This is a genomic window from Streptomyces sp. NPDC030143 (assembly GCF_055573695.1).
Window position 1 is genome coordinate 244,139 of record NZ_JBVIAY010000008.1, and the last position, 18,372, is coordinate 262,510.

Genomic DNA, 18,372 nt, shown 5'->3' on the forward strand with positions numbered 1-18,372 from the left:
GGTGACGTGCGCGGACACGAGGATGTCACGCACGGTGAGGGTCAAACGGTTCTGCAGTTCCGTTGCGCCTACGCTCTGGTCCCGGACGTCCCCCCGCAGTCGCCCTCGAGTGCACCGAGGAAGCCGTTGTGTCCGGCACTCCGGAGGCCGAGGAGGGGTTCGGCCTCCTCGCCCTCGCGGACGTCGCACGGCGGGCGGGGCTGGGGAAGACGACGGTTTACCGGCGGTGGGGGTCAGGCACGGGGCTCGTCGTAGCGCGGGGAGGGGAGGACCAACCCCCGCCTCCACACACCAGCCGTCCGCCTACCCCGACCACCCACGCGCCGGGCATCCGCCCAACCGGACACCACCTCCGCGCCAGGGCATCCGCCCAACCGGACACCGCCTCCGCGCCAGGACATCCGCCCAACCGGACACCCCCTAACCGGCCACCACCTCCGCCAGCACCCGTGCCGCCCGCTCCGCGTCCCCGAAGCTCACGTACAGCGGGGTGAAGCCGAAGCGGAGGACGTCCGGGGAGCGGAAGTCGCCGACCACTCCGCGTTCGATCAGCCGCTTCATCACCTTGCCGGCGTCGTCGCAGCGCAGGGCGACCTGGCTGCCGCGTTCGGCGTGGGCGAGGGGGGTGAGGGACTCGACGCGGCCGTCGGGGACGTACTGCGCCACGCACTCCAGGAAGAAGTCCGTCAGGGCGAGGGACTTGGTGCGGACGGCGTCGATCGAGACGCCGTCCCAGACCTCGAGTGCCGCTTCCAGCGCGAGCATGGACAGGATGTCGGGCGTGCCGACCCGCCCGCGCACCGCGCCCGGCGCCGGTTCGTAGGCCGGGCGCATGCCGAACGGTTCGGCGTGCGAGTTCCAGCCGGGCAGCGGGGAGTCGAAGCGGTCCTGGTGGTCGCGCCGGACGTACAGGTACGCCGGTGAACCCGGGCCGCCGTTCAGGTACTTGTAGGTGCAGCCGACCGCGAGGTCCACACCGTGCTCGTCGAGGCCGACGGGCAGGGCGCCCGCGCTGTGGCACAGGTCCCAGACGGAGAGCGCGCCCGCGGCGTGCGCGGCGGCGGTCAGCGACGGCAGATCGTGCAGCCGTCCGGTGCGGTAGTCGACGTGGTTCAGCAGCACCACGGCCGTGCGGTCCGACAGGGCCGCCGGGACCTGCGCCGGGGTGACGGGACGCAGCCTGCACCCCGTCATCCGGGCCGCCGACTCCGCCAGGTACCCGTCCGTGGGGAAGGTGGTCGCGTCGACGAGGATCTCGTCCCGGTCGACCCCGGCCATCCGCACCGCCGCCACCACGGCCTTGAAGACGTTGACACTGGTGGAGTCGCCCACGACGATCTGGCCCGCGTCCGCCCCCACCAGCGGCGCGATCCGGTCACCGATCCGCTCCGGCGCCGTCCACCAGCCGCTCTCCTCCCAGGAGCGGATGCGCAACTCGCCCCACTGGCGGCGCACGACGTCCTCGACCCGGCCGGGGACGGACGTCGGCAGCGCGCCCAGCGAGTTGCCGTCGAGGTAGACGACCTCGTCCTCGAGGACGAACTGCGCGCGCTTGCCCGCCAGTTCGTCCCCGGCGTCCAGCTCACTCGCCCTGACGGCCGGCTCAGACATGGGACCTCGCCGTCCACAGCTCCGGGAAGACGTTCTTCTGGGCCCGCTTCTCCAGCCAGGCCACCCCGGCCGAGCCGCCCGTGCCGGCCTTGGCGCCCATCGCGCGCCGGGTGGCGACGAGGTGGTCGTTGCGCCAGCGCCACACCAGCTCGGCGACATCGGTCAACGCCTCGCCGAGGCGGGCGAGTTCGTCGTTGTCGTCGCCCGAGTACAGGGCGGTCCACACCGCCTCGACCTCCGGCGACGGCTCGTAGCGCAGCGCCACGTCACGGGTCAGCACGGCCTCCGGGATCGCGTGCCCGCGCCGGGCCAGCAGGTGCAGCACCTCGTCGTACAGGCTCGGCTCGTGCAGCGCCTTCTCCAGTTCCGCGTGGACGCGGGGCGCGCCGCGGTGCGGGACCAGCATGGAGGCGGACTTCTCGCCGAGCAGGAACTCCATGCGCCGGTACATCGCCGACTGGAAGCCGGAGCCCTCGCCGAGGGCTGAGCGGTAGGCGTTGAACTGGGCCGGGGTGAGCTGGCCGAGCGGCTTCCAGGAGGCGTTCAGCGCCTCCAGTTCCCGCACGGAACGCTTCAGCGCGGCGACCGCCACCGGGACGTCGTCGCTGCGCAGCGCCTGCGCCGCCGTCTCCCACTCGTGGACGATCACCGTGAACCACAGCTCCATCACCTGGGTGGTGACCAGGAAGACCATCTCTCCGGGATCGTCGGAGAGGGTGTGCTGGAGGTGGGTGAGCACGTCCGCCTTGACGTAGTCCTCGTACGGCGTCGTGCCTGCGAAGTCGAGATGCGGGGTCTCGGGCTCGTGAGCCTCGTGGGACATCGCTGTCTCCTGTTGTGTACTCCGGGTAGCGGTCCGCCCCTGCCGTTATCGACACGGGGGCCCCGGTCCCCAGGGGCATCCTCCGCAATCGTCACCCGAAAGTGCAAGGCCCGCCCGCTCGCACGGGCGGGCCCCGCCCCGAACACCCTTCCGCGCGGACTCACGGCGGCCGCGGAGGCCCCGGACCGGGGCCGCAGGTGCCGCCGACCCGGGGCTCCGCAGGCCACGGACCCGCAAGGCCACCAAGGCCGTAGCGGCCGCGCAGGCCGTGGAGCGCTAGGGGGCAGAAGGTCCCGGGCGAGCGGGCGTGCCGGGCGCCGCGGGTGCTGTCCGGGACCTTCGCAGCACCCTCTAGCCCAGCGTCTGCGCCGCCGTCGGCGAGGAGTCCTTCAGGAACTGCGTGCAGCGCTCGTACTCCTCCTGCTCCCCGATCGTCCCGGCGGCGCGGGCGAGGGCGTGCAGGGCGCGCAGGAAGCCGCGGTTGGGCTCGTGTTCCCAGGGGACCGGGCCGTGGCCCTTCCAGCCGTTGCGGCGCAGGGCGTCCAGGCCGCGGTGGTAGCCCGTACGGGCGTACGCGTACGACTCGACCACGCTGCCCCGCTCGAAGGCGTCGTCCGCGAGCTGGGCCCATGCCAGGGAGGACGTGGGGTGCTGGGCGGCGACGTCGGCGGGGGGTGTGCCGTTCGCGAGGAGCTCGCGGGGCTCGGGGTCGTCGGGGAGGTGGGTCGGGGGCGGGCCCCCGAGGAGGTTCTCGTGGATCGTCATGGCTTCCAGTCTGTCACCGCACCGGTACCGGTCGAGCCCGGCGCCCTGACGTGTCAGGACGCCGGGCTCGACCACCACGCGCACCGGCGTGCGGACGGTTCAGCGGGTGACGTTGAAGTACTTCCAGGGCCCGTAGGCCGTGGTGTTCACGTTGTCGTCGTTGTAGCCGTCGACGTACACGGACCGGATCCGGAAGCGGTAGCCGGCCGCGCCGTCCCCGTCGAGCGTCACGTACGACTTGCCGTCACGGCCCAGCGCGAAGTACTCCGAGCCGCTGGAGTGCCAGGCACCCTGGACGTAGAACTGGAGGTCGAGGCGGGTGTGCCGGCCCGGGTAGGCGTTGTGCCAGGTGGTGATCATCGGGTCGGCCGTCTGGTGGTAGGTCTGGTACCAGGTGGTGCCGAACTTCGTCCACTTGTAGTGGCGGGACAGCGTGGTCGCGACGCCCGCGCGGGTGCGCACGCCGGACTTGGCCTGGGCCCAGCCGTAGCGGGCGTCACCGGTGAAGACCGCGGTGACCGTGGTGTCGCGGCTCATCCACATGGACGCCGACAGCTTGCCCCGGGAGTTGACCGTGCCACGCTTGAGCAGCCGCTTCGGCTCCGGGCCCCACGGGTCGGCCCAGATCTCCACGACGCGGTTGCGGTAGGTCGGGCCGAGGGTCGCCGTGTACGACACCGTCGTGGCGTAATTGACGGTGAGGCCGTTGCGGTCCAGGGTCAGCGCGGTCTTGTTGTGGGAGACCTTGACGAGCGAGGTCCCGGAGGCGGCCGAGTGATCGGCGTCCCCGGCGTACGCCACCTTGTAGGTGACGTTCCCGGCGGCGGTCGGGGTGTCCGTGAAGGAGAACGTCCCGCCCGTCCCGAGCCGCCTGGTCCCGAGCGCCTTGCCCTGGGGGGCCTCGACGTCGTACCGGGTCACGGTGAGCGGTGTCCCGGCGGGCAGCGGCAGGCTCGAGGTGACCGTGCCGGAGACCGTGAGCGCCTTGGCGAGCGCGGCCGTGGCCGGTGCCTTGACGGTGACCGTCGGCGCGGACCGGGTCGGCTCGTCCAGGACGTGCAGGCGGACGCTGCTGTCGTAGTTGCTGGTCACCGCGAACAGCCGGCTGCCGCCCGGCTCCCAGACGAGACCGCCGTCGACGAGGTCGTCCCCGCCGCTGCTGCTGCCGGTGCCGGGGAAGTCGTACTGGCGCACGGAGTCCGCGGCACCGGGGCGGTAGACGTAGACGTCCTTGCCGTACGACGAGTCGGAGCCGACCGCGACGGTGCCGTCGGGGGCGACGGCGACGGCCGCGCCGTGGTGGTCGCTCGGGTAGGTGCCGGTCTCGGCGAGGTCCGAGGTCTGCCACACGTGGTGCACGTTGCCGGCGTTGGCCGTGATGAGGCGGTCGCCGTCCGGCGTGTAGGCGAGGTCGTTGGTGACCCCGGTCAGCGTGGTGGTGTTGCGCGCGGTGCGGACCGCGCTGCCCGTCGTCACGTCGTACGTGGCGAGGGTGAAGCGGTGGTAGTACGAGCCGGCGGCTGCGATGGCGTTCGGGTTCGCCGGCGAGGCGACGAGGCGCGGGGCACCCGAGTAGTCCGTCTCGGTGTCCTGGTCCAGGGCCACCACGGGCTCGGCGCCGGACACGTCGAGCGAGCCGATCTCGCCCTCGTACTGGTCGCCGTAGCCGAACCAGATCTTGCCGCCCGCGAGCGCGAGGTACGTCGGGTCGACGCCCTCGCCTGTGGCGTACCGGGCCTGCTCGGTGACCGAGGCGGTGTCCAGGGCGACGACGGCCCCGGCGCCCGGAACGGCGGCGTACAGGCTGCCGGAGTCGGCGGAGAGCGCGAGGCCGGTGACACCGGGCAGGCCGGTGGCGGTGGCCAGCACCGTGCCCGCGTAGTCGGTCGCGACGACCCTGCCGAGGTTCGGGTCGCTGATGAAGATCTTCCGGTGGACGCCGTCCACCACCACGTCACCCGTGGTCGTGAGCGGCAGGACTCTGCTGCTGTCCGCCGCCGCCGAGCCCGCGGTGCCCACGATCAGGGCAGCGGAGCTGAAGAGGACCGCGAGCGCCGTCGCGGCCGAGAGAGTGCGCTTACGCACGGTGAAGAGACCCCCCAATGGTCCTCGCGGCCCGAGACCGGGACGCGGTGACCGCAGCGTAGAGCATGCCCCTGACATCTCGCGCGCCGGTATGCAGGGCACCCCGGGCACCGCTCCCGCCCTCCCCGACGACCCCGACGACCCCGACGGCCGACGGCTCCGACGCCCGGACCACCCGAGCCCTCGCCGCCCCGACCACCCGGACCACCCGAGCCCTCGCACCGCCCCCGGCGAGATCGCGCCCCGAGGACCCCGCCCGCCCCGGCAACCCCGCGCCCGCCCCCGGACACGCGGAAGGCCCGGCGCCGTGCCGGAGCACGGACGCCGGGCCCGAAGCGGAACCCCGGGGGCGGACCCCCGAACCGCTTACTTGATCTTCGTACCGGCCGAGCGCAGGTTCCGCGTGGCCTCGACGACCCGTGCGGCCATGCTCGCCTCGGCCAGCTTGCCCCAGGTGCGCGGGTCGTAGGTCTTCTTGTCGCCGACCTCGCCGTCGACCTTCAGGACGCCGTCGTAGTTGCGGAACATGTGGTCGGCCACGGGACGCGTGAAGGCGTACTGCGTGTCCGTGTCGATGTTCATCTTCACGACGCCGTTCTCCAGCGCGGTGCGGATCTCCTCCTCCGTGGAACCGGAGCCGCCGTGGAAGACGAAGTCGAAGGGCTGCGAACCGGCCGGCTTGCCGAACTTGGCGGCCACGCCCTCGTTCAGCTCCTTCAGCAGGTCGGGGCGGAGCACGACGTTGCCCGGCTTGTACACGCCGTGGACGTTGCCGAAGGACGCGGCCAGCAGGTAGCGGCCCTTCTCGCCCAGGCCGAGGGCCTCGGCGGTGCGGATCGCGTCCTCGACCGTCGTGTACAGGGAGTCGTTGATCTCGTGCGTGACGCCGTCCTCCTCGCCGCCGGTCGGGGTGATCTCGACCTCGAGGATGATCTTCGCGGCGCGGGCCTTCTCCAGCAGCTCCTGGGCGATCTCCAGGTTGTCGGCGAGGGTCTCGGCGGAGCCGTCCCACATGTGCGACTGGAACAGCGGGCCGAGACCGGCCTCGACGCGCTTGCGGGAGAGCTCGAGCAGCGGACGCACGTACCCGTCGAGCTTGTCCTTGGGGCAGTGGTCGGTGTGCAGCGCGACGGTGACCGGGTACTTCTCGGCGACGATGTGCGCGAACTCGGCGAGGGCCACGGCGCCTGTCACCATGTCCTTGCTGTACTGGCCGCCCAGGAACTCGGCGCCACCCGTGGAGATCTGGATGATGCCGTCGCTCTCCGCCTCCGCGAAGCCGCGCAGAGCCGCGTGCAGGGTCTGGGTCGAGGTGACGTTGATGGCCGGGTAGGCGAACTTGCCTGCCTTCGCCCGGTCGAGCATCTCGTCGTAGACCTCGGGGGTTGCGATGGGCATTCGTCCGCTCCTTGGGTGTGCGGGTTGGCGTTCTGCGTTTACGGCCCTGACCTAGACCTTGGGTGCGACGTCATCGTCGTCCCCATCTTTCCAGAGATGGCCCGATGCTCCAGCGGGTGTCCGCCCGCCGGTCAGTCCAGGCCCAGCTCGTCCTTGGAGTACGCGTACAGGTAGGGCACACCCGCGCCCTCCCGGATCTTCTCGGCGGCGCCGGTCGCCCGGTCCACGATCGTCGCGACGGCCACGACCTCGGCGCCCGCCTCGCGCACGGCCTCCACGGCGGTGAGCGGGGAACCGCCGGTGGTGGAGGTGTCCTCGACGACCAGGACGCGGCGGCCCGCGATGTCCGGCCCCTCGACCCGCCGCTGCAGTCCGTGCGCCTTCGCCGCCTTGCGCACGACGAAGGCGTCCAGCTTCTTGCCGCGCGCGGCGGCGGCGTGCAGCAGCGCGGCGGCGACCGGGTCGGCGCCCATGGTCAGACCGCCCACGGCGTCGAAGTCCAGCTCGGCGGTGAGGTCCAGCAGCACCTGGCCCACCAGCGGGGCCGCCTCGCCGTCGAGGGTGACGCGGCGCAGGTCGACGTAGTAGTCGGCCTCCAGCCCCGACGACAGGGTCACCTTGCCGTGCACCACGGCCTTGTCCTTGATCTGCTGCAGCAGCGCGCCGCGTGTGTCCGTCATGGCGACCAGCTTAGAGGCGGCTCCACCGCCAGGTCGTCGTGGCCTCCAGCGGCTCCAGGGGCGTGACCAGGCGCGGGAGGGTGTTGAGGCCGTCGGGCGGGCCGGTCTGCGGCTCCACGCACACGGCCGCCTCCTGCTCGTCGTAGACGACCACCCACTGTTCGGGGCTGGTCACCTCGAGGCGCAGCAGGCCCGGCCAGGTGAGGGTGACGGCGACGCCGTCCGGCATGCCGAAGCAGTCGTCCCAGGGCCCCGGCCCGGGCGCGATCCGCCGGCCGGTGGGCAGGTGGTCGTCGCCGCGCTCCTCCTGCCAGGCCGGGGCGAAGTCGACCCGCACGTCCGCGCCGCCGAGGCTGCGGTTGAACCAGGGGTGCCAGCCGATCTGCGCCGGGAACGACGAGTCGTACGTCTCCACCGCCATGGAGAGCGTCAGGGCGTCCTCGCTCAGCGCGACGATCTGCGTGACGCGGCCGGCGTGGGGCCAGGGCTCCACCAGGTCGTACGTCAGGACCGCCTCGTCGGCCGAGCGGCGGGCCACCCGCCAGGCGCCGTCGCGGACGGTGCCGTGGATGGCGTGCGGCGGGGCGTTCAGCGGCATCTGGTGGACGGTCGCCCCGTCGCGGAACCGGCCGTCCCGGATCCGCCCGCACCAGGGGACCATCGGGAAGCACCCGAACCGTTCCCCCTGGCGCAGCAGTTCGGTCCCGCCGACGCGCAGCCCTCCGAGCCGTCCGCCGTTGCCGGGCTGCACGGTCACCTCCGCGTCGCCCGCGGTCAGCGTGATGTCTTCGTTACTCACGGGACGACCCTACTGGCGTGATCACCGCGGGCAAGAGCGCCTCAGCGGCGCCGGCGCAGGACGCGGCCCACGACGATCGCCGAGGCGACGACGAACGCGGCGGCCGGGGCCGCCCAGCGCAGGGTGCTGCCGGGGGCGACGGTCTCCGGGGCCGGGACGGGTCCGTACCGGCCGCGCGGCGGGGCGTGGTCGACCTCCTCCGCGCTGCGCCCGATCATCGTGCGGCGGGCGTGCGCGGCCTCGGCGGCCGGTTTCCCGGACTCGGTGAGGTCGTCCATGTCGACGACGTCGCCCACGCCGTCGCCGGCGTCCACGTCGTCGTCGAGGTCGTCGAGGCCCGGCGGGGGGATGTCCGTCTCGTAGCCCCTGACGGGGGTGGCGGTCGAGGGTTCGGGCTCGTCGGGGGAGGGGGTCTGCGGGCCGGCGGTCCGGGTCCCGTCCGCCGCGCCCGCGCCCAGGTTCTCCGCGAACCGGTTCAGCAGCCGGGCGACCGCCGCCCGTACCGCCTCCGCCGGCAGGTCCGCCAGCCGGCCGTCCGCCGTGGCGGTGCCCTCGAATCGCAGGGTCGTGCCGTCGTCGGTCTCCTTCGGGCGCAGGGTGAGGTCGACGCGGACGGTTCCCGTGCCGCGGGCCTCGGACGCCTCGCCGTCGACGGTGTACGCGCCGTCGTCGCGCGCGGTGATCCGCAGCGCGCCCCGGTAGGTGATGGTGTGGCCGCCGACGCGCAGCTTCAGCCGGCCCGCGACGGGCTCACTGCCGGCGTCCTGCTGGAGGCCGGGAACGGCCCGGGCCACCTGCGCGAGGTCGCCGAGGGCCGCCCGCAGCCGCTCGGCCGGAACCGGAACGAACACCTCTTGCTCCATGAGTGCGGAGCCTACCCAGCGGTCGCTGAAAAGCACCTGCCGAAACGGGATTCCCGCGGTCCGCGCGCCCCGCGGGGCGTACCCTCCCCGCCCTGGGCGCAGCCGTCCTCAAGCTCCGAACACAACGGGGGACGGGCTCGCGGCGCCCGGCACGCACGCCCGTGTGGCGCCGGACGCCGCGACCTGACCGGCCGCCCCTTTCCGTTCGCGGCTCTCAGTACCGCGGATGCACCAGGGTCGAGGCCCGCGGGCCCGAGGCCGGCGGGCGCATCGGCCGCTCGCCGGGGCCGAGGCGGGCAGCCGGGCGGGCGTCCGGCGCGGCGAGGACGAAACCCCGGTCGGTGTCGCCGCCGTCGGTCCGGTAGGGGACGGTGTGCAGGCCGGCCGCGCGCAGGGTCGCCTCGACGGTCCAGTAGACGCGGGGGCGCGTGAGGGGTGGTCCGGCGTGCACCGCGAGCCGGCCGCCGGGGCGCAGGGCGCGCCGGACCAGGCCGTAGAACTCCTGCGAGTACAGCTTGGTGCCCGCCGTGACCGTCGGGTCGGGCAGGTCGGTGACGACCACGTCGTACGCGGCGGGAGGCGTGGCGCGCAGGTGGCGGAAGACGTCGGCGACGGTGACGGTCACGCGCGGGTCGTCGAGGGCGCGGCCGTTGAGGCGGGCTAGGGCGGGGTCGGTGCGGGCCAGCGCGATCAGGCCGGGGTCGGCGTCGACGACGTCGACGCGGTGGGCGCGGGGGTGGGTGAGGACCTCGCGGGCGGTGAGGCCGTCGCCGCCGCCGAGGATCAGGACGCGCGTGTGGGCGCCCTGCATGGCGGGGCGGACCAGCGCCCGGTGGTAGCGGTGCCGGTCGGGGCCGCCGCCGCGGAGCCGGCCGTCGAGCCAGAGGCCGAGGGGCCGGCCGTGGGTGCCGCCGGTGAGGACGACCTCCTGCACGCCGGTGCGCACGGCGACCCGTACGTCGTCGCCGTACACCGCGTGGCGGGCGGCGCGTTCGAAGTCGTCGACGAGGACGGCGGCGGAGGCGAGGACGCCGAGCACGGTGACGTTGGCGGTCAGCAGCAGCCAGCGGGCGCGGCGGGTGAGGTCGCGGCGGAACAGGCCGAGGACGAGGGCGCCGCCGGCGACGACGTTGACCGCGCCGGTCAGCAGGGAGCTGGAGAGCTGGCCGAGGAGCGGCAGCAGCAGGAAGGGGAAGGCGAGGCCGCCGACGAGCGCGCCGACGTAGTCCGCGGCGAACAGGTCGGCGACGGCGCAGCCCGCCTCCTGGCGGCGGACGCGCTGGATCAGCTCCATCAGCAGGGGGACCTCCGCGCCGATGAGCAGCCCGATGGCGAGGGAGAAGACGACCAGCAGGACGCGCGGGCCGTTCACCCACAGGCCGCCCCAGTCGCCCGTCCACGCGAACACGGCGTACAGGGCGAGCGCGCTGCACCCGCCGACCAGGGCGAGCGTCACCTCGATCGCGGCGAAGCCGGCGGCGGCGAGCCGGCGCAGGCGTTTGGCGGCGAGTGAGCCGATGCCCATCGCGAACACCATGACGGACAGCACGACGGACGCCTGGGTGACCGAGTCGCCCATCAGGTAGGAGGCGAGGGCGACCAGTTCGAGTTCGTACACCAGACCGCAGGCCGCGCAGACGAAGACGCACGCGAGGACCAGGAACCGCCCGGTGTCCGGCCGGACCGGAAGCCGCGCGGAGCCGCGCCAGGAAGGTGGTGCACCGGGCGGGGCGGGGGCGTGCGGTTCGATCACGACTGCGACGTTACGTCACGGGTGCGGGACGCCCTGTCACCCACACGTGTGGAACACCGGTACGGCCGGGCCTGAGGGGTTTACGTCGCTCACACGCCGGTCGGGCCGGCTCCGCACACCGCCGCCCGGGCGCCCACGCGGGTCCTCGTCGCCACCAACTGGCCGTCCTGGGGGTAGGCGTGCCAGGTGCGCCAGTGCACGTGGCCCTCGTGGTGCTGGGCGAGCAGGGCGGTGAAGGCGTGCGGGCTGCCGGGGAAGACGCCGGCGAGTCCGTGCGGGTGGTCGGAGACGAGGGCCAGCAGTTCCTGGGCGCGGCCCGCGAACTGGCCCGGCGTCAACACCTCGACGTGGGCGGCGAATTCGTACTCCCAGTCGCCCACCCGCTTGGCGACGCCGAGCGGCAGGGGGGTGCTGCTGCCGGGGATGCACGCGACCGTCTCGGAACAACGGCCCTGCTCCCCCTCCAGCAGCACCTGGTGCGACGCGCCGAGCAGTCTCAACTGGAGCTTGGCACCGGACATTTCGAGGTCGAGCGTGGCGAGGGCAGGCAGCGGTTCACGCCCCAGTGCCCAGGCGAGGTCGGCCGCGCGCGTGTCGGTGTAGGACGTGTTCAGGGTCGTGAGCATGGATCGGCTCCGCTGGAACGCATAAGAAAGGGGGTTGGTCCGGCGCACCCCGGTCGTCGCCGGGAGTTCGGCCCCGGCCGCCCGGTCCGTGAAGGGCGTCCGCGCGGGACGTCCGGGAGTCGAGGGGCTGCGTTGGTGATGTAGAGGGAATCATGAACGGTGGCACCGCCACAGCGTTTTTACCCAACTTCGTGGGGTTTCCATCCCTCAGGGGGCTCCACAGCTCAATTGTTCAACCAGGGCGTACGCCGTGCGGCTCGGACATGCATCCACGCGCCCCCGTTCGGCCGTACGACGTGTGACGGACGAGGTGCGGTGGACGGCGTGGGGCGCGCACAGGGACCGGCGCGCCGGGCGCGGTGGACGGGACGAGGCGGACGGGACGGGGCGGACGGGACCGCGCGCCGGGGCGCGGTGGAGCGGGTGCGACCGCGGGGCCCGTGCGGTCGGAAGCGGGCCCCGCGATCCGGATGCGGCTTCCCCTCGGGAGCTCAGCTGCCCCGTGTCAGCTGCCTCCCCCGCATCCGCCGCCTCCCCCGCAGGACGAGGATCCGCCGCCGCAGGAGTGCCCGCCCGAGGACGAGCCGGAGTCTCCCCCGCCGGCCCACCAGCTGCTGCTTCCGCCGTCGCCGCTGTGGGACGAGGAGGAGCGGGACCGGCCCGCGCGGGTGGTGCGCGAGCGGTGCCGTGTGGCCTCGGCCCGGCGCCGGGCGCCGATCACCGCCACGACCAGGACCGCGAACAGCACAAGGATGATGCCGTAGACCATGGCGTCACCCTCCTTTCGAATCCCCGAAGCGACCCCCCGTGGGCGCCTCGCGCACCGTGCGAGCGGCGCGTGCACGGGGGATGCCCGTCCGGCTCTCCGGCCAAAGCACACTTGAGGAACTCCAGAGCTTCGGCCCAGGATGACCGGTATGACCTCCACCGCACGCCCCTTCCTCAACCGCCGTCTCGCCGCGTTCGGGACGACGATCTTCGCCGAGATGTCCGCGCTGGCGGTGCGGACCGGCTCCATCAATCTCGGCCAGGGGTTCCCGGACACCGACGGGCCCGAGGAGGTCCGGGAGGCGGCCGTGCGGGCGCTGCGCGACGGGCGCGGCAACCAGTACCCGCCGGGTCCCGGCGTCCCCGAGTTGCGCACGGCGATCGCCGCGCACCAGCTCCGCCGTTACGGCCTCGCCGTCGACCCCGAGACGGAGGTGCTGGTCACGGCCGGCGCCACCGAGGCCATCGCGGCCGCGCTGCTGGCGCTGCTGGAGCCGGGGGACGAGGTCGTCGCCCTGGAGCCCTACTACGACTCGTACGCGGCCTGCATCGCGATGGCGGGCGCCGCGCGGGTGCCGGTGACGCTGCGGCCGGACCCGGGGGCGGCGCGGTTCCGGCTCGACCTGGACGAGCTGCGCGACGCGGTGACCGACCGGACCCGGCTGCTGTTGATCAACACCCCGCACAACCCGACCGGCACCGTCCTCACCCGCGCGGAGCTGACGGTGATCGCCGAGCTGGCGGTGGAGCGGGACCTGCTGGTCGTCACCGACGAGGTGTACGAGCACCTCGTGTTCGACGACGCCGAGCACGTGCCGCTGGCGACGCTGCCGGGCATGCGGGAGCGGACGGTGACCATCGGCAGCGCCGGCAAGACGTTCTCGTTCACCGGCTGGAAGGTCGGCTGGGTCACGGCGGCCCCCGGCCTGGTCGCGGCGGTGCGCTCGGCCAAGCAGTTCCTGACGTACGTCTCCTCGGGCCCCTTCCAGTACGCGGTCGCCGAGGCCCTGGCGCTGCCCGACGCGTACTTCGAGGCCTTCCGCGCGGACATGCGGGCCAAGCGTGATCTGCTCGCCGCGGGTCTGGCGGAGGCCGGCTTCGGGGTCTTCCGTCCCGCCGGCACGTACTTCGTCACCACCGACATCCGCCCGCTCGGCGAGTCCGACGGCTTCGCCTTCTGCCGTGCGCTTCCGGAGCGAGCGGGCGTCGTCGCCATCCCCAACGCCGTCTTCTACGACCACCGCGAGGCCGGTGCACCCTTCGTACGGTTCGCCTTCTGCAAGCAGACGGAGGTCCTCCAGGAGGCAGTCAAGCGACTCAAGGCGGCCTTGTAGCGATGCGGGGCTGTCTGCCGGGCTCTCCCCCGAGCAAGAAGGTCGGACGTTACCCGAGGCAGCCCGTGGCGGCCTGGCGAAGCATGCCGAGGAACGGTTGCGACGTGTCTCAACCAGGTGGCGCCCCTGCCACCTCCAGGTACAGGGGTAGCCCGTGAGAGCGCTCGGAGAGTTGTGCACGACGGCCGCGCGTCAGAGCGCCACCGGCCACCGCCGCGAGCAGGGCGCGCCCTTCGTGCGGTTCGCCTTCTGCAAGCGGACGGAGGTGCTGGAGGAGGCGGCCGCTCGGCTCAAGTCGCCGACCGCATGACAGCCGACCGGCGTACCGGCCACACGTACACGGCTGCCCCGAGCCGCCACGCACCGCCGCACGGGGAGTCCTTCGTCAGCGGGCGTCTGCCTCGGGCTCCGGGCGCGGGAGTTCGTCGAGGTCGAGGGTGAAGGTGCGGCCGTCGGCCAGGGGGATGGGGAGCTTGCCCGTGCCGTACTTGTGGGTGTGTGCGGCGATGTAACCGGTGGCGGTCGGCTGGGTGTGAAGGACGACTTCCTGGGCGTACGGGTCGACGACCAGGTAGATCGGGATGCCGTAGCGGCCGTACTTGGCTGTGCAGTCGTCGTAGTCCTTGCGCGCGGAGGAGGTCGAAACGACCTCGGAGATCAGCAGGACGTCCTCGAAGCTGTAGCGCTTGCCTTGCCTGCGTGCGTCCTCGCGCAATATCGCGAGGTCGGGGGCGGAGTTCTCGTCGGCGGGGAAGTCGATGCAGACGTCGGAGATGACCTTCGCGTGACGGCCGAGGGCGAGAGCGGAGTCGATCTGCATCGACCTGATGGTGCTGGAGTGCTCTTCGCTCTGCGGGGTCGTGATCACCTTTCCGTCGGCCCCGAACAGGACCGTGTACCCCTTGGGGAACTCGGTGTGCACGATCGCGTCGACGCTCATGGACGGTTCCTTCCCGTGTGTGGTCAGGATACGGCGGACGGTGCCGCGTCACCGAGCCCGGCGGTACGGCTGTGAACCCGGTCCGGGCAGGTCACCTCGCGACACGCGAACGGACGTGTGAACGCGGAGTCGGCTGGGTCGCGGCGGCCCCCGGCCTGGTCGCGGCGGTGCGCTCGGCCAGGCAGTTCCTGACGTACGTCTCCTCGGGCCCCTTCCAGTACGCGGTCGCCCAGGCCCCGGCGCTGCCCGACGCGTACGTCGAGGCCTTCCGCGCGGACATGCGGGCCAAGCCGGACCTGCTGTCGGCGGGGCCGGCGGAGGCGGTTTCTCCGTCTTCGGCCCGCCGGCACGTACTTCGTCACCACCGGCGTCCGTCCCCTCGGCCACAGCGACGGCTTCGCCTTCTGCCGGGCCCTGCCGGAGCGCGCGGGCGTGGTGGCCATCCCCCACGCGGTCTTCTACGCCCACCGGGAGAAGGGCGCCCCCTTCGTCCGCTTCGCGTTCTGCAAACGCACCGAGGTGTTGACGGACGCGGCGGAACGGCTCCGCAAGGCATTCGCGCACTGACCGTTGTCCTGCGGAACCTGTCCCGGCTCTTCCGGCCCTTGCCGCACCACAGGGGTCCACGTACAATTTCCTGTACGTGAAAGGAGGGCCGACTGTGAAGACCATGACCTATTCCGAGTCCCGCGCGCGGTACGCCGAGGTACTCAACTCCGTGACCGACGACCGTGAAGAGGTCGTCATCACCCGGGCCGGGCATGAACCGGTCGTCATCGTCTCCCTTGAGGACTACGAGTCGCTGAAGGAGACGGCGTACCTGCTGCGGAGCCCGGCGAACGCCCGGCGTCTGCTCGCGTCCATCGACGAGCTGGAAAACGGTGGCGGCACCGTACGCGAGCTGACGACCGACGAATAAGGCCCACGAAGTTGAAGATCACCTTCTCCTCTCGCGCCTGGGAGGACTACCTGTGGTGGCAGCTTCAGGACCGGAAAGTCCTGAAGCGCATCAACACACTCATCGCGGACATCGCCCGGAACGGCAATGAGGGGATCGGCAAACCGGAACCGCTCAAGCACGGGTTCCAGGGCTACTGGTCCCGCCGCATCAACGACGAGCACCGACTGATCTACAAGGCCACCGAGGACAGCGTCCTGATCGCGCAGTGCCGCTATCACTACGAGAGCTGACAGGACGCGGGGATCGGGCACAGCCGCTGTCGGCCCCAGCATCACCCGGCGCAGGCTCGGCGGTCCTGCGACACCGTGGGGTGAACAGGACGGCGTGACGCCGGGAACCGCCCACGGGAAGCGAGAAGCGTCACAGGGGAGCCCCGGGTCACGGCGGCCCCCGGCCTGGTCGCGGCGGTGCGCTCGGCCAGGCAGTTCCTGACGTACGTCTCCTCGGGCCCCTTCCAGTACGCGGTCGCCCAGGCCCCGGCGCTGCCCGACGCGTACGTCGAGGCCTTCCGCGCGGACATGCGGGCCAAGCCGGACCTGCTGTCGGCGGGGCCGGCGGAGGCGGTTTCTCCGTCTTAGGCCCGCCGGCACGTACTTCGTCACCACCGACGTCCGTCCCCGGGTGAGAGCGACGGCCTCGCCTTCTGCCGCTCCCTGCCGGAACGCGCCGGCGTGGTCGCCGTCCCCGACGTGGTCTTCTACGACCACCGCGAGGCCGGCACCCCCTTCGTCCGTTTCGCCTTCCGCAAGCGGACCGCCGTGCTTCAGGAGGCGGTGAGCCGCCTCAAGGCACTGGCGGGGTGACGGGACCGCTCCCGTCAGGAGGGGCCCTCGTGGTCCGCGCCCGCTCTGCGGGCCGCCGTGACGATGGCTTCCAGGGCAGCCAGGTGGGTGTCGAGGGCGTGGCGGCCCCGGGGGGTGAGGGAGACCCAGGTGCGGGGGCGTTTGCCGACGTAGCCCTTGCGTACGCGCACGTACTCGAGCTTCTCCAGGGCGGAGACCGTCTTGCTCGTCACCGAGTCGGAGACGCCCAGGTAGTCGCGCAGGACGCCGAACTCCGCCTCCGCGCAGGAGGACAGGTAGGCGACCAGGGCCAGGCGGGTGGGGTGGTGCAGTTCCCGGTCCAGGGCGGGCGGGGGCTCGCCGCTCACGCCGGACGTCCCGGCAGGGCGGCGCGCAGCCAGTGCTCCAGGGCGGCGCCCGCGCCGAAGGCGATGAGCCAGCCCGGGGCGCCGTAGGGGATCGCGGCGAGGCCGCCGGCGCCCAAGGAGAGCAGGGGGGCCAGCCACAGCGTCCAGGTGTCGCGGCGGGTGCGCCGTCGCCGGAACCAGGGCACCGTCCCGCCGTGCCGCAGGCCGGCCCACACCAGCGCCAGGAAGGCGGCCAGCGCGGCGACGCCGAGGCCCGTCAGCCACGTCGACCACTGCTCGTGGGCGAAGGACAGGCCGAGCGCCGTGAAGCCGACGAGGTAGGCCGCGCCCTGGGCGACCAGGTAGCGGCGCGGGACGGCCCGCCCGGCGCGGTCGGCGGCGTCGCGGGCGGTGTGCGCGGTGCGCAGCGCTTGCGCGGCGGCGGAGACGTCCTGCTGTTCTTCCTTCTCGGTCATGCTCCGATCTTGGCAAGTACTTTCCAGGTTGGCAAGTAGTTTCAGGAGCAGGCGCGGAGTCGCCCGGAAACGGCAAGAGCCCGGCGCGGGCGCGCGACCGTGGTGGTCGCGGCCCTGGCCGGGCTCTCGTCAGCCGACGGGGCGAACGCCCTACTCGTCGCCCTCCTCGGGCTTCTCCGCTTCGTTGATCTCGGACTCGAGGCCCAACTGCTCCACGAGCCACTTGTCGAACTCGATGGCCGCGCGCACCCAGCTCACCGTCGAGGAGACGAACAGCTCGATGTTCACCCCGCCGCCGATCAGCAGCTGCGCCTCGCCGATGAGGCGGACGGTGCCGTCGTCGTGGGTGTGCGTGTAGACCTTCGGCCACAGGGTGCGACGGTTCCAGTCGTCGATGGCCTCGAGCACCTGCGGCTTGGCGTCGATCTGGTGGGGCCGGTCGTAGAACGTCCGCACCGAGTAGACCGCCTGGTCCCCCTCGCCGCGGAACATGAAGTACGTACGGAACTCCTCCCACGGCGCCGCGAGGTCACCCTCGTCGTCGACGACGTACTTCAGCTCCATCTGGTCGAGGAGCTGCTTCACGAGGTCCTGATCCGGAACGACGGGGCCGGCCGGTCCCTGGGGCTGCGGCTCGGGCTGGCCCCCGAAGTTCGGAATCGAGGACGGGTCGATGGTCACCGTGATTTTCCCTTCGTACGGATCCTGCCATCCTCCCCCATGCGGGGAGGGGGGTGGCAAGCCCCGCCGGGGCCTGTCAGCCCTGAGCTGACATGATCCGGCCTGTTGCACCAAGGGCCGGTCACGGGCGGAGGGGGATCGTGTGGCGAACGGGCGAAGCGGGGCACCCGCGCGGGGGCGGACCGGGTGGGGTCCGGTGGCGGCGGCGCTCGCGCTGACGGTGCTGGTGGCGGTCGGGCTCCTGGTGCTGGCCGGCGTCCGGCTGGAGGAGCGGGACCGCGCCGAGCGCGGGCCGGCCGAGGCGCCGTGCGCGGAGGCGCTGGCCTTCGGCGGGGCGGCCCTGCCGGCCGGCGCGCGGGACGCCCGGTGCACGGTCAGCAGCTTCCTGGACACCCAGTACGTGGCCCGGTTCCGGATGCCGCGCGAGGGTGTGCGGGACTGGCTGACGGCCACCTACCCGGACGCGCCCGCGCCGGGGGCACCCGGCGCGGGGACCTGTTCCGAGGGCGCGGACCTCTGCCTCCAGCTGGACGTCACCGGGCACCCGGGGGCGGGCGCCCACTACGTCGACCTGGACGTGACGTACGAGAACGCCGAGACCGCGCGGGTGCGGTTCTCGGCGTTCACGACGTGAGCGCGGGCCTCAGGGGTCCTCGCACCGCGCCCGCCTCGGCCGCGCG

21 protein-coding genes and 2 pseudogenes are annotated in these 18,372 nt (G+C 72.8%); 8 read left to right on the top strand and 15 right to left on the bottom strand.

What is annotated here, in order from left to right:
• Positions 1–128: 128 nt before the first annotated feature.
• On the top strand, positions 129–494 hold the full coding sequence (locus ACZ4YY_RS17025) for a TetR family transcriptional regulator (RefSeq protein WP_468290028.1): 366 nt from the start codon (positions 129–131) through the stop codon (positions 492–494).
• Here ACZ4YY_RS17025 and kynU read toward each other — a convergent pair.
• From kynU to ACZ4YY_RS17080, 11 genes are all read right to left on the bottom strand, one after another.
• The gene (gene kynU, locus ACZ4YY_RS17030) at positions 421–1,611 is read right to left on the bottom strand and encodes a kynureninase (RefSeq protein WP_468290031.1); all 1,191 of its coding nucleotides are present in this window, start codon (positions 1,609–1,611) and stop codon (positions 421–423) included. The two genes, ACZ4YY_RS17025 and kynU, sit on opposite strands and share 74 nt — an antisense overlap.
• Positions 1,604–2,434, bottom strand: a complete 831-nt coding sequence (locus ACZ4YY_RS17035; protein WP_468290033.1) for a tryptophan 2,3-dioxygenase family protein — start codon at positions 2,432–2,434, stop codon at positions 1,604–1,606. Before ACZ4YY_RS17035 ends, kynU begins: the two co-directional genes overlap by 8 nt.
• 351 nt (positions 2,435–2,785) lie before the next feature.
• Complete coding sequence (locus tag ACZ4YY_RS17040; RefSeq protein WP_468290036.1) at positions 2,786–3,199, bottom strand: DUF3151 domain-containing protein; 414 nt, start codon at positions 3,197–3,199, stop codon at positions 2,786–2,788.
• A gap of 99 nt (positions 3,200–3,298) precedes the next feature.
• The gene (locus tag ACZ4YY_RS17045) at positions 3,299–5,284 is read right to left on the bottom strand and encodes a WD40 repeat domain-containing protein (protein WP_468290039.1); all 1,986 of its coding nucleotides are present in this window, start codon (positions 5,282–5,284) and stop codon (positions 3,299–3,301) included.
• A gap of 366 nt (positions 5,285–5,650) precedes the next feature.
• Positions 5,651–6,682: a class II fructose-bisphosphate aldolase gene (gene fbaA / locus ACZ4YY_RS17050; RefSeq protein WP_468290042.1), complete on the bottom strand. Its 1,032-nt coding sequence runs from the start codon at positions 6,680–6,682 to the stop codon at positions 5,651–5,653.
• 131 nt (positions 6,683–6,813) lie between these two features.
• A complete protein-coding gene (pyrE, locus tag ACZ4YY_RS17055) occupies positions 6,814–7,362 on the bottom strand; it encodes an orotate phosphoribosyltransferase (protein WP_468290045.1) in 549 nt (182 codons plus the stop codon).
• Between the two features lie 10 nt (positions 7,363–7,372).
• The gene (locus ACZ4YY_RS17060) at positions 7,373–8,161 is read right to left on the bottom strand and encodes an aldose epimerase family protein (RefSeq protein ID WP_468290048.1); all 789 of its coding nucleotides are present in this window, start codon (positions 8,159–8,161) and stop codon (positions 7,373–7,375) included.
• Positions 8,162–8,202: 41 nt separating this feature from the next.
• Positions 8,203–9,024 carry an SRPBCC family protein gene (locus tag ACZ4YY_RS17065; protein WP_468290049.1) on the bottom strand — a complete coding sequence of 274 codons (822 nt, stop codon included), beginning with the start codon at positions 9,022–9,024 and terminating at the stop codon, positions 8,203–8,205.
• A gap of 214 nt (positions 9,025–9,238) precedes the next feature.
• Positions 9,239–10,777, bottom strand: coding sequence for a polyamine aminopropyltransferase (locus tag ACZ4YY_RS17070; RefSeq protein ID WP_468290052.1), 1,539 nt, complete (start codon positions 10,775–10,777; stop codon positions 9,239–9,241).
• An 89-nt stretch (positions 10,778–10,866) separates the two neighbouring features.
• On the bottom strand, positions 10,867–11,403 hold the full coding sequence (locus tag ACZ4YY_RS17075; protein WP_468290054.1) for a DUF2617 family protein: 537 nt from the start codon (positions 11,401–11,403) through the stop codon (positions 10,867–10,869).
• Between the two features lie 505 nt (positions 11,404–11,908).
• Positions 11,909–12,172 carry a hypothetical protein gene (locus ACZ4YY_RS17080; RefSeq protein WP_468290056.1) on the bottom strand — a complete coding sequence of 88 codons (264 nt, stop codon included), beginning with the start codon at positions 12,170–12,172 and terminating at the stop codon, positions 11,909–11,911.
• 139 nt (positions 12,173–12,311) lie between these two features.
• Here ACZ4YY_RS17080 and ACZ4YY_RS17085 point away from each other — a divergent pair, with 139 nt between their 5' ends.
• Positions 12,312–13,505 carry a pyridoxal phosphate-dependent aminotransferase gene (locus ACZ4YY_RS17085; protein ID WP_468290058.1) on the top strand — a complete coding sequence of 398 codons (1,194 nt, stop codon included), beginning with the start codon at positions 12,312–12,314 and terminating at the stop codon, positions 13,503–13,505.
• A 154-nt stretch (positions 13,506–13,659) separates the two neighbouring features.
• Positions 13,660–13,815 (top strand): hypothetical protein, encoded by a 156-nt coding sequence (locus ACZ4YY_RS17090; RefSeq protein WP_468290061.1) that lies wholly within the window; start codon positions 13,660–13,662, stop codon positions 13,813–13,815.
• 75 nt (positions 13,816–13,890) lie between these two features.
• Here the strand turns inward: ACZ4YY_RS17090 and ACZ4YY_RS17095 are convergent, their stop codons facing one another.
• On the bottom strand, positions 13,891–14,445 hold the full coding sequence (locus ACZ4YY_RS17095; RefSeq protein WP_468290064.1) for a Uma2 family endonuclease: 555 nt from the start codon (positions 14,443–14,445) through the stop codon (positions 13,891–13,893).
• A 128-nt stretch (positions 14,446–14,573) separates the two neighbouring features.
• Here ACZ4YY_RS17095 and ACZ4YY_RS17100 point away from each other — a divergent pair.
• The 4 genes and pseudogenes from ACZ4YY_RS17100 to ACZ4YY_RS17115 form a co-directional block, all read left to right on the top strand.
• Positions 14,574–15,012 (top strand): annotated as a pseudogene (locus tag ACZ4YY_RS17100) (aminotransferase class I/II-fold pyridoxal phosphate-dependent enzyme); the annotation flags it as partial.
• A gap of 94 nt (positions 15,013–15,106) precedes the next feature.
• A complete protein-coding gene (locus ACZ4YY_RS17105) occupies positions 15,107–15,364 on the top strand; it encodes a type II toxin-antitoxin system Phd/YefM family antitoxin (protein ID WP_307164531.1) in 258 nt (85 codons plus the stop codon).
• Between the two features lie 11 nt (positions 15,365–15,375).
• The gene (locus ACZ4YY_RS17110) at positions 15,376–15,636 is read left to right on the top strand and encodes a Txe/YoeB family addiction module toxin (protein ID WP_468290068.1); all 261 of its coding nucleotides are present in this window, start codon (positions 15,376–15,378) and stop codon (positions 15,634–15,636) included.
• Positions 15,637–15,783: 147 nt separating this feature from the next.
• Positions 15,784–16,209, top strand: a pseudogene (locus tag ACZ4YY_RS17115) (aminotransferase); the annotation flags it as partial.
• 14 nt (positions 16,210–16,223) lie between these two features.
• Here the strand turns inward: ACZ4YY_RS17115 and ACZ4YY_RS17120 are convergent.
• The 3 genes from ACZ4YY_RS17120 to ACZ4YY_RS17130 form a co-directional block, all read right to left on the bottom strand.
• Positions 16,224–16,556: a winged helix-turn-helix domain-containing protein gene (locus ACZ4YY_RS17120; protein ID WP_468290070.1), complete on the bottom strand. Its 333-nt coding sequence runs from the start codon at positions 16,554–16,556 to the stop codon at positions 16,224–16,226.
• Positions 16,553–17,011, bottom strand: a complete 459-nt coding sequence (locus tag ACZ4YY_RS17125; RefSeq protein WP_468290073.1) for a hypothetical protein — start codon at positions 17,009–17,011, stop codon at positions 16,553–16,555. Before ACZ4YY_RS17125 ends, ACZ4YY_RS17120 begins: the two co-directional genes overlap by 4 nt.
• A gap of 150 nt (positions 17,012–17,161) precedes the next feature.
• Positions 17,162–17,692: a YbjN domain-containing protein gene (locus tag ACZ4YY_RS17130; RefSeq protein ID WP_468290074.1), complete on the bottom strand. Its 531-nt coding sequence runs from the start codon at positions 17,690–17,692 to the stop codon at positions 17,162–17,164.
• Between the two features lie 196 nt (positions 17,693–17,888).
• Between ACZ4YY_RS17130 and ACZ4YY_RS17135 the strand changes: the two genes are divergently transcribed.
• Complete coding sequence (locus ACZ4YY_RS17135) at positions 17,889–18,326, top strand: hypothetical protein (RefSeq protein WP_468290077.1); 438 nt, start codon at positions 17,889–17,891, stop codon at positions 18,324–18,326.
• Positions 18,327–18,372: the final 46 nt, after the last annotated feature.

What these genes read in the sequence shown, in the direction of transcription:
- ACZ4YY_RS17095 (WP_468290064.1), bottom strand. Translation starts at nt 14,445, where the DNA reads ATGAGCGTCGACGCGATCGTGCACACCGAGTTCCCCAAGGGGTACACG.
- ACZ4YY_RS17125 (WP_468290073.1), bottom strand. Translation starts at nt 17,011, where the DNA reads ATGACCGAGAAGGAAGAACAGCAGGACGTCTCCGCCGCCGCGCAAGCG.
- pyrE (WP_468290045.1), bottom strand. Translation starts at nt 7,362, where the DNA reads ATGACGGACACACGCGGCGCGCTGCTGCAGCAGATCAAGGACAAGGCC.
- fbaA (WP_468290042.1), bottom strand. Translation starts at nt 6,682, where the DNA reads ATGCCCATCGCAACCCCCGAGGTCTACGACGAGATGCTCGACCGGGCG.
- ACZ4YY_RS17075 (WP_468290054.1), bottom strand. Translation starts at nt 11,403, where the DNA reads ATGCTCACGACCCTGAACACGTCCTACACCGACACGCGCGCGGCCGAC.
- ACZ4YY_RS17040 (WP_468290036.1), bottom strand. Translation starts at nt 3,199, where the DNA reads ATGACGATCCACGAGAACCTCCTCGGGGGCCCGCCCCCGACCCACCTC.
- kynU (WP_468290031.1), bottom strand. Translation starts at nt 1,611, where the DNA reads ATGTCTGAGCCGGCCGTCAGGGCGAGTGAGCTGGACGCCGGGGACGAA.
- ACZ4YY_RS17085 (WP_468290058.1), top strand. Translation starts at nt 12,312, where the DNA reads ATGACCGGTATGACCTCCACCGCACGCCCCTTCCTCAACCGCCGTCTC.
- ACZ4YY_RS17035 (WP_468290033.1), bottom strand. Translation starts at nt 2,434, where the DNA reads ATGTCCCACGAGGCTCACGAGCCCGAGACCCCGCATCTCGACTTCGCA.
- ACZ4YY_RS17065 (WP_468290049.1), bottom strand. Translation starts at nt 9,024, where the DNA reads ATGGAGCAAGAGGTGTTCGTTCCGGTTCCGGCCGAGCGGCTGCGGGCG.
- ACZ4YY_RS17080 (WP_468290056.1), bottom strand. Translation starts at nt 12,172, where the DNA reads ATGGTCTACGGCATCATCCTTGTGCTGTTCGCGGTCCTGGTCGTGGCG.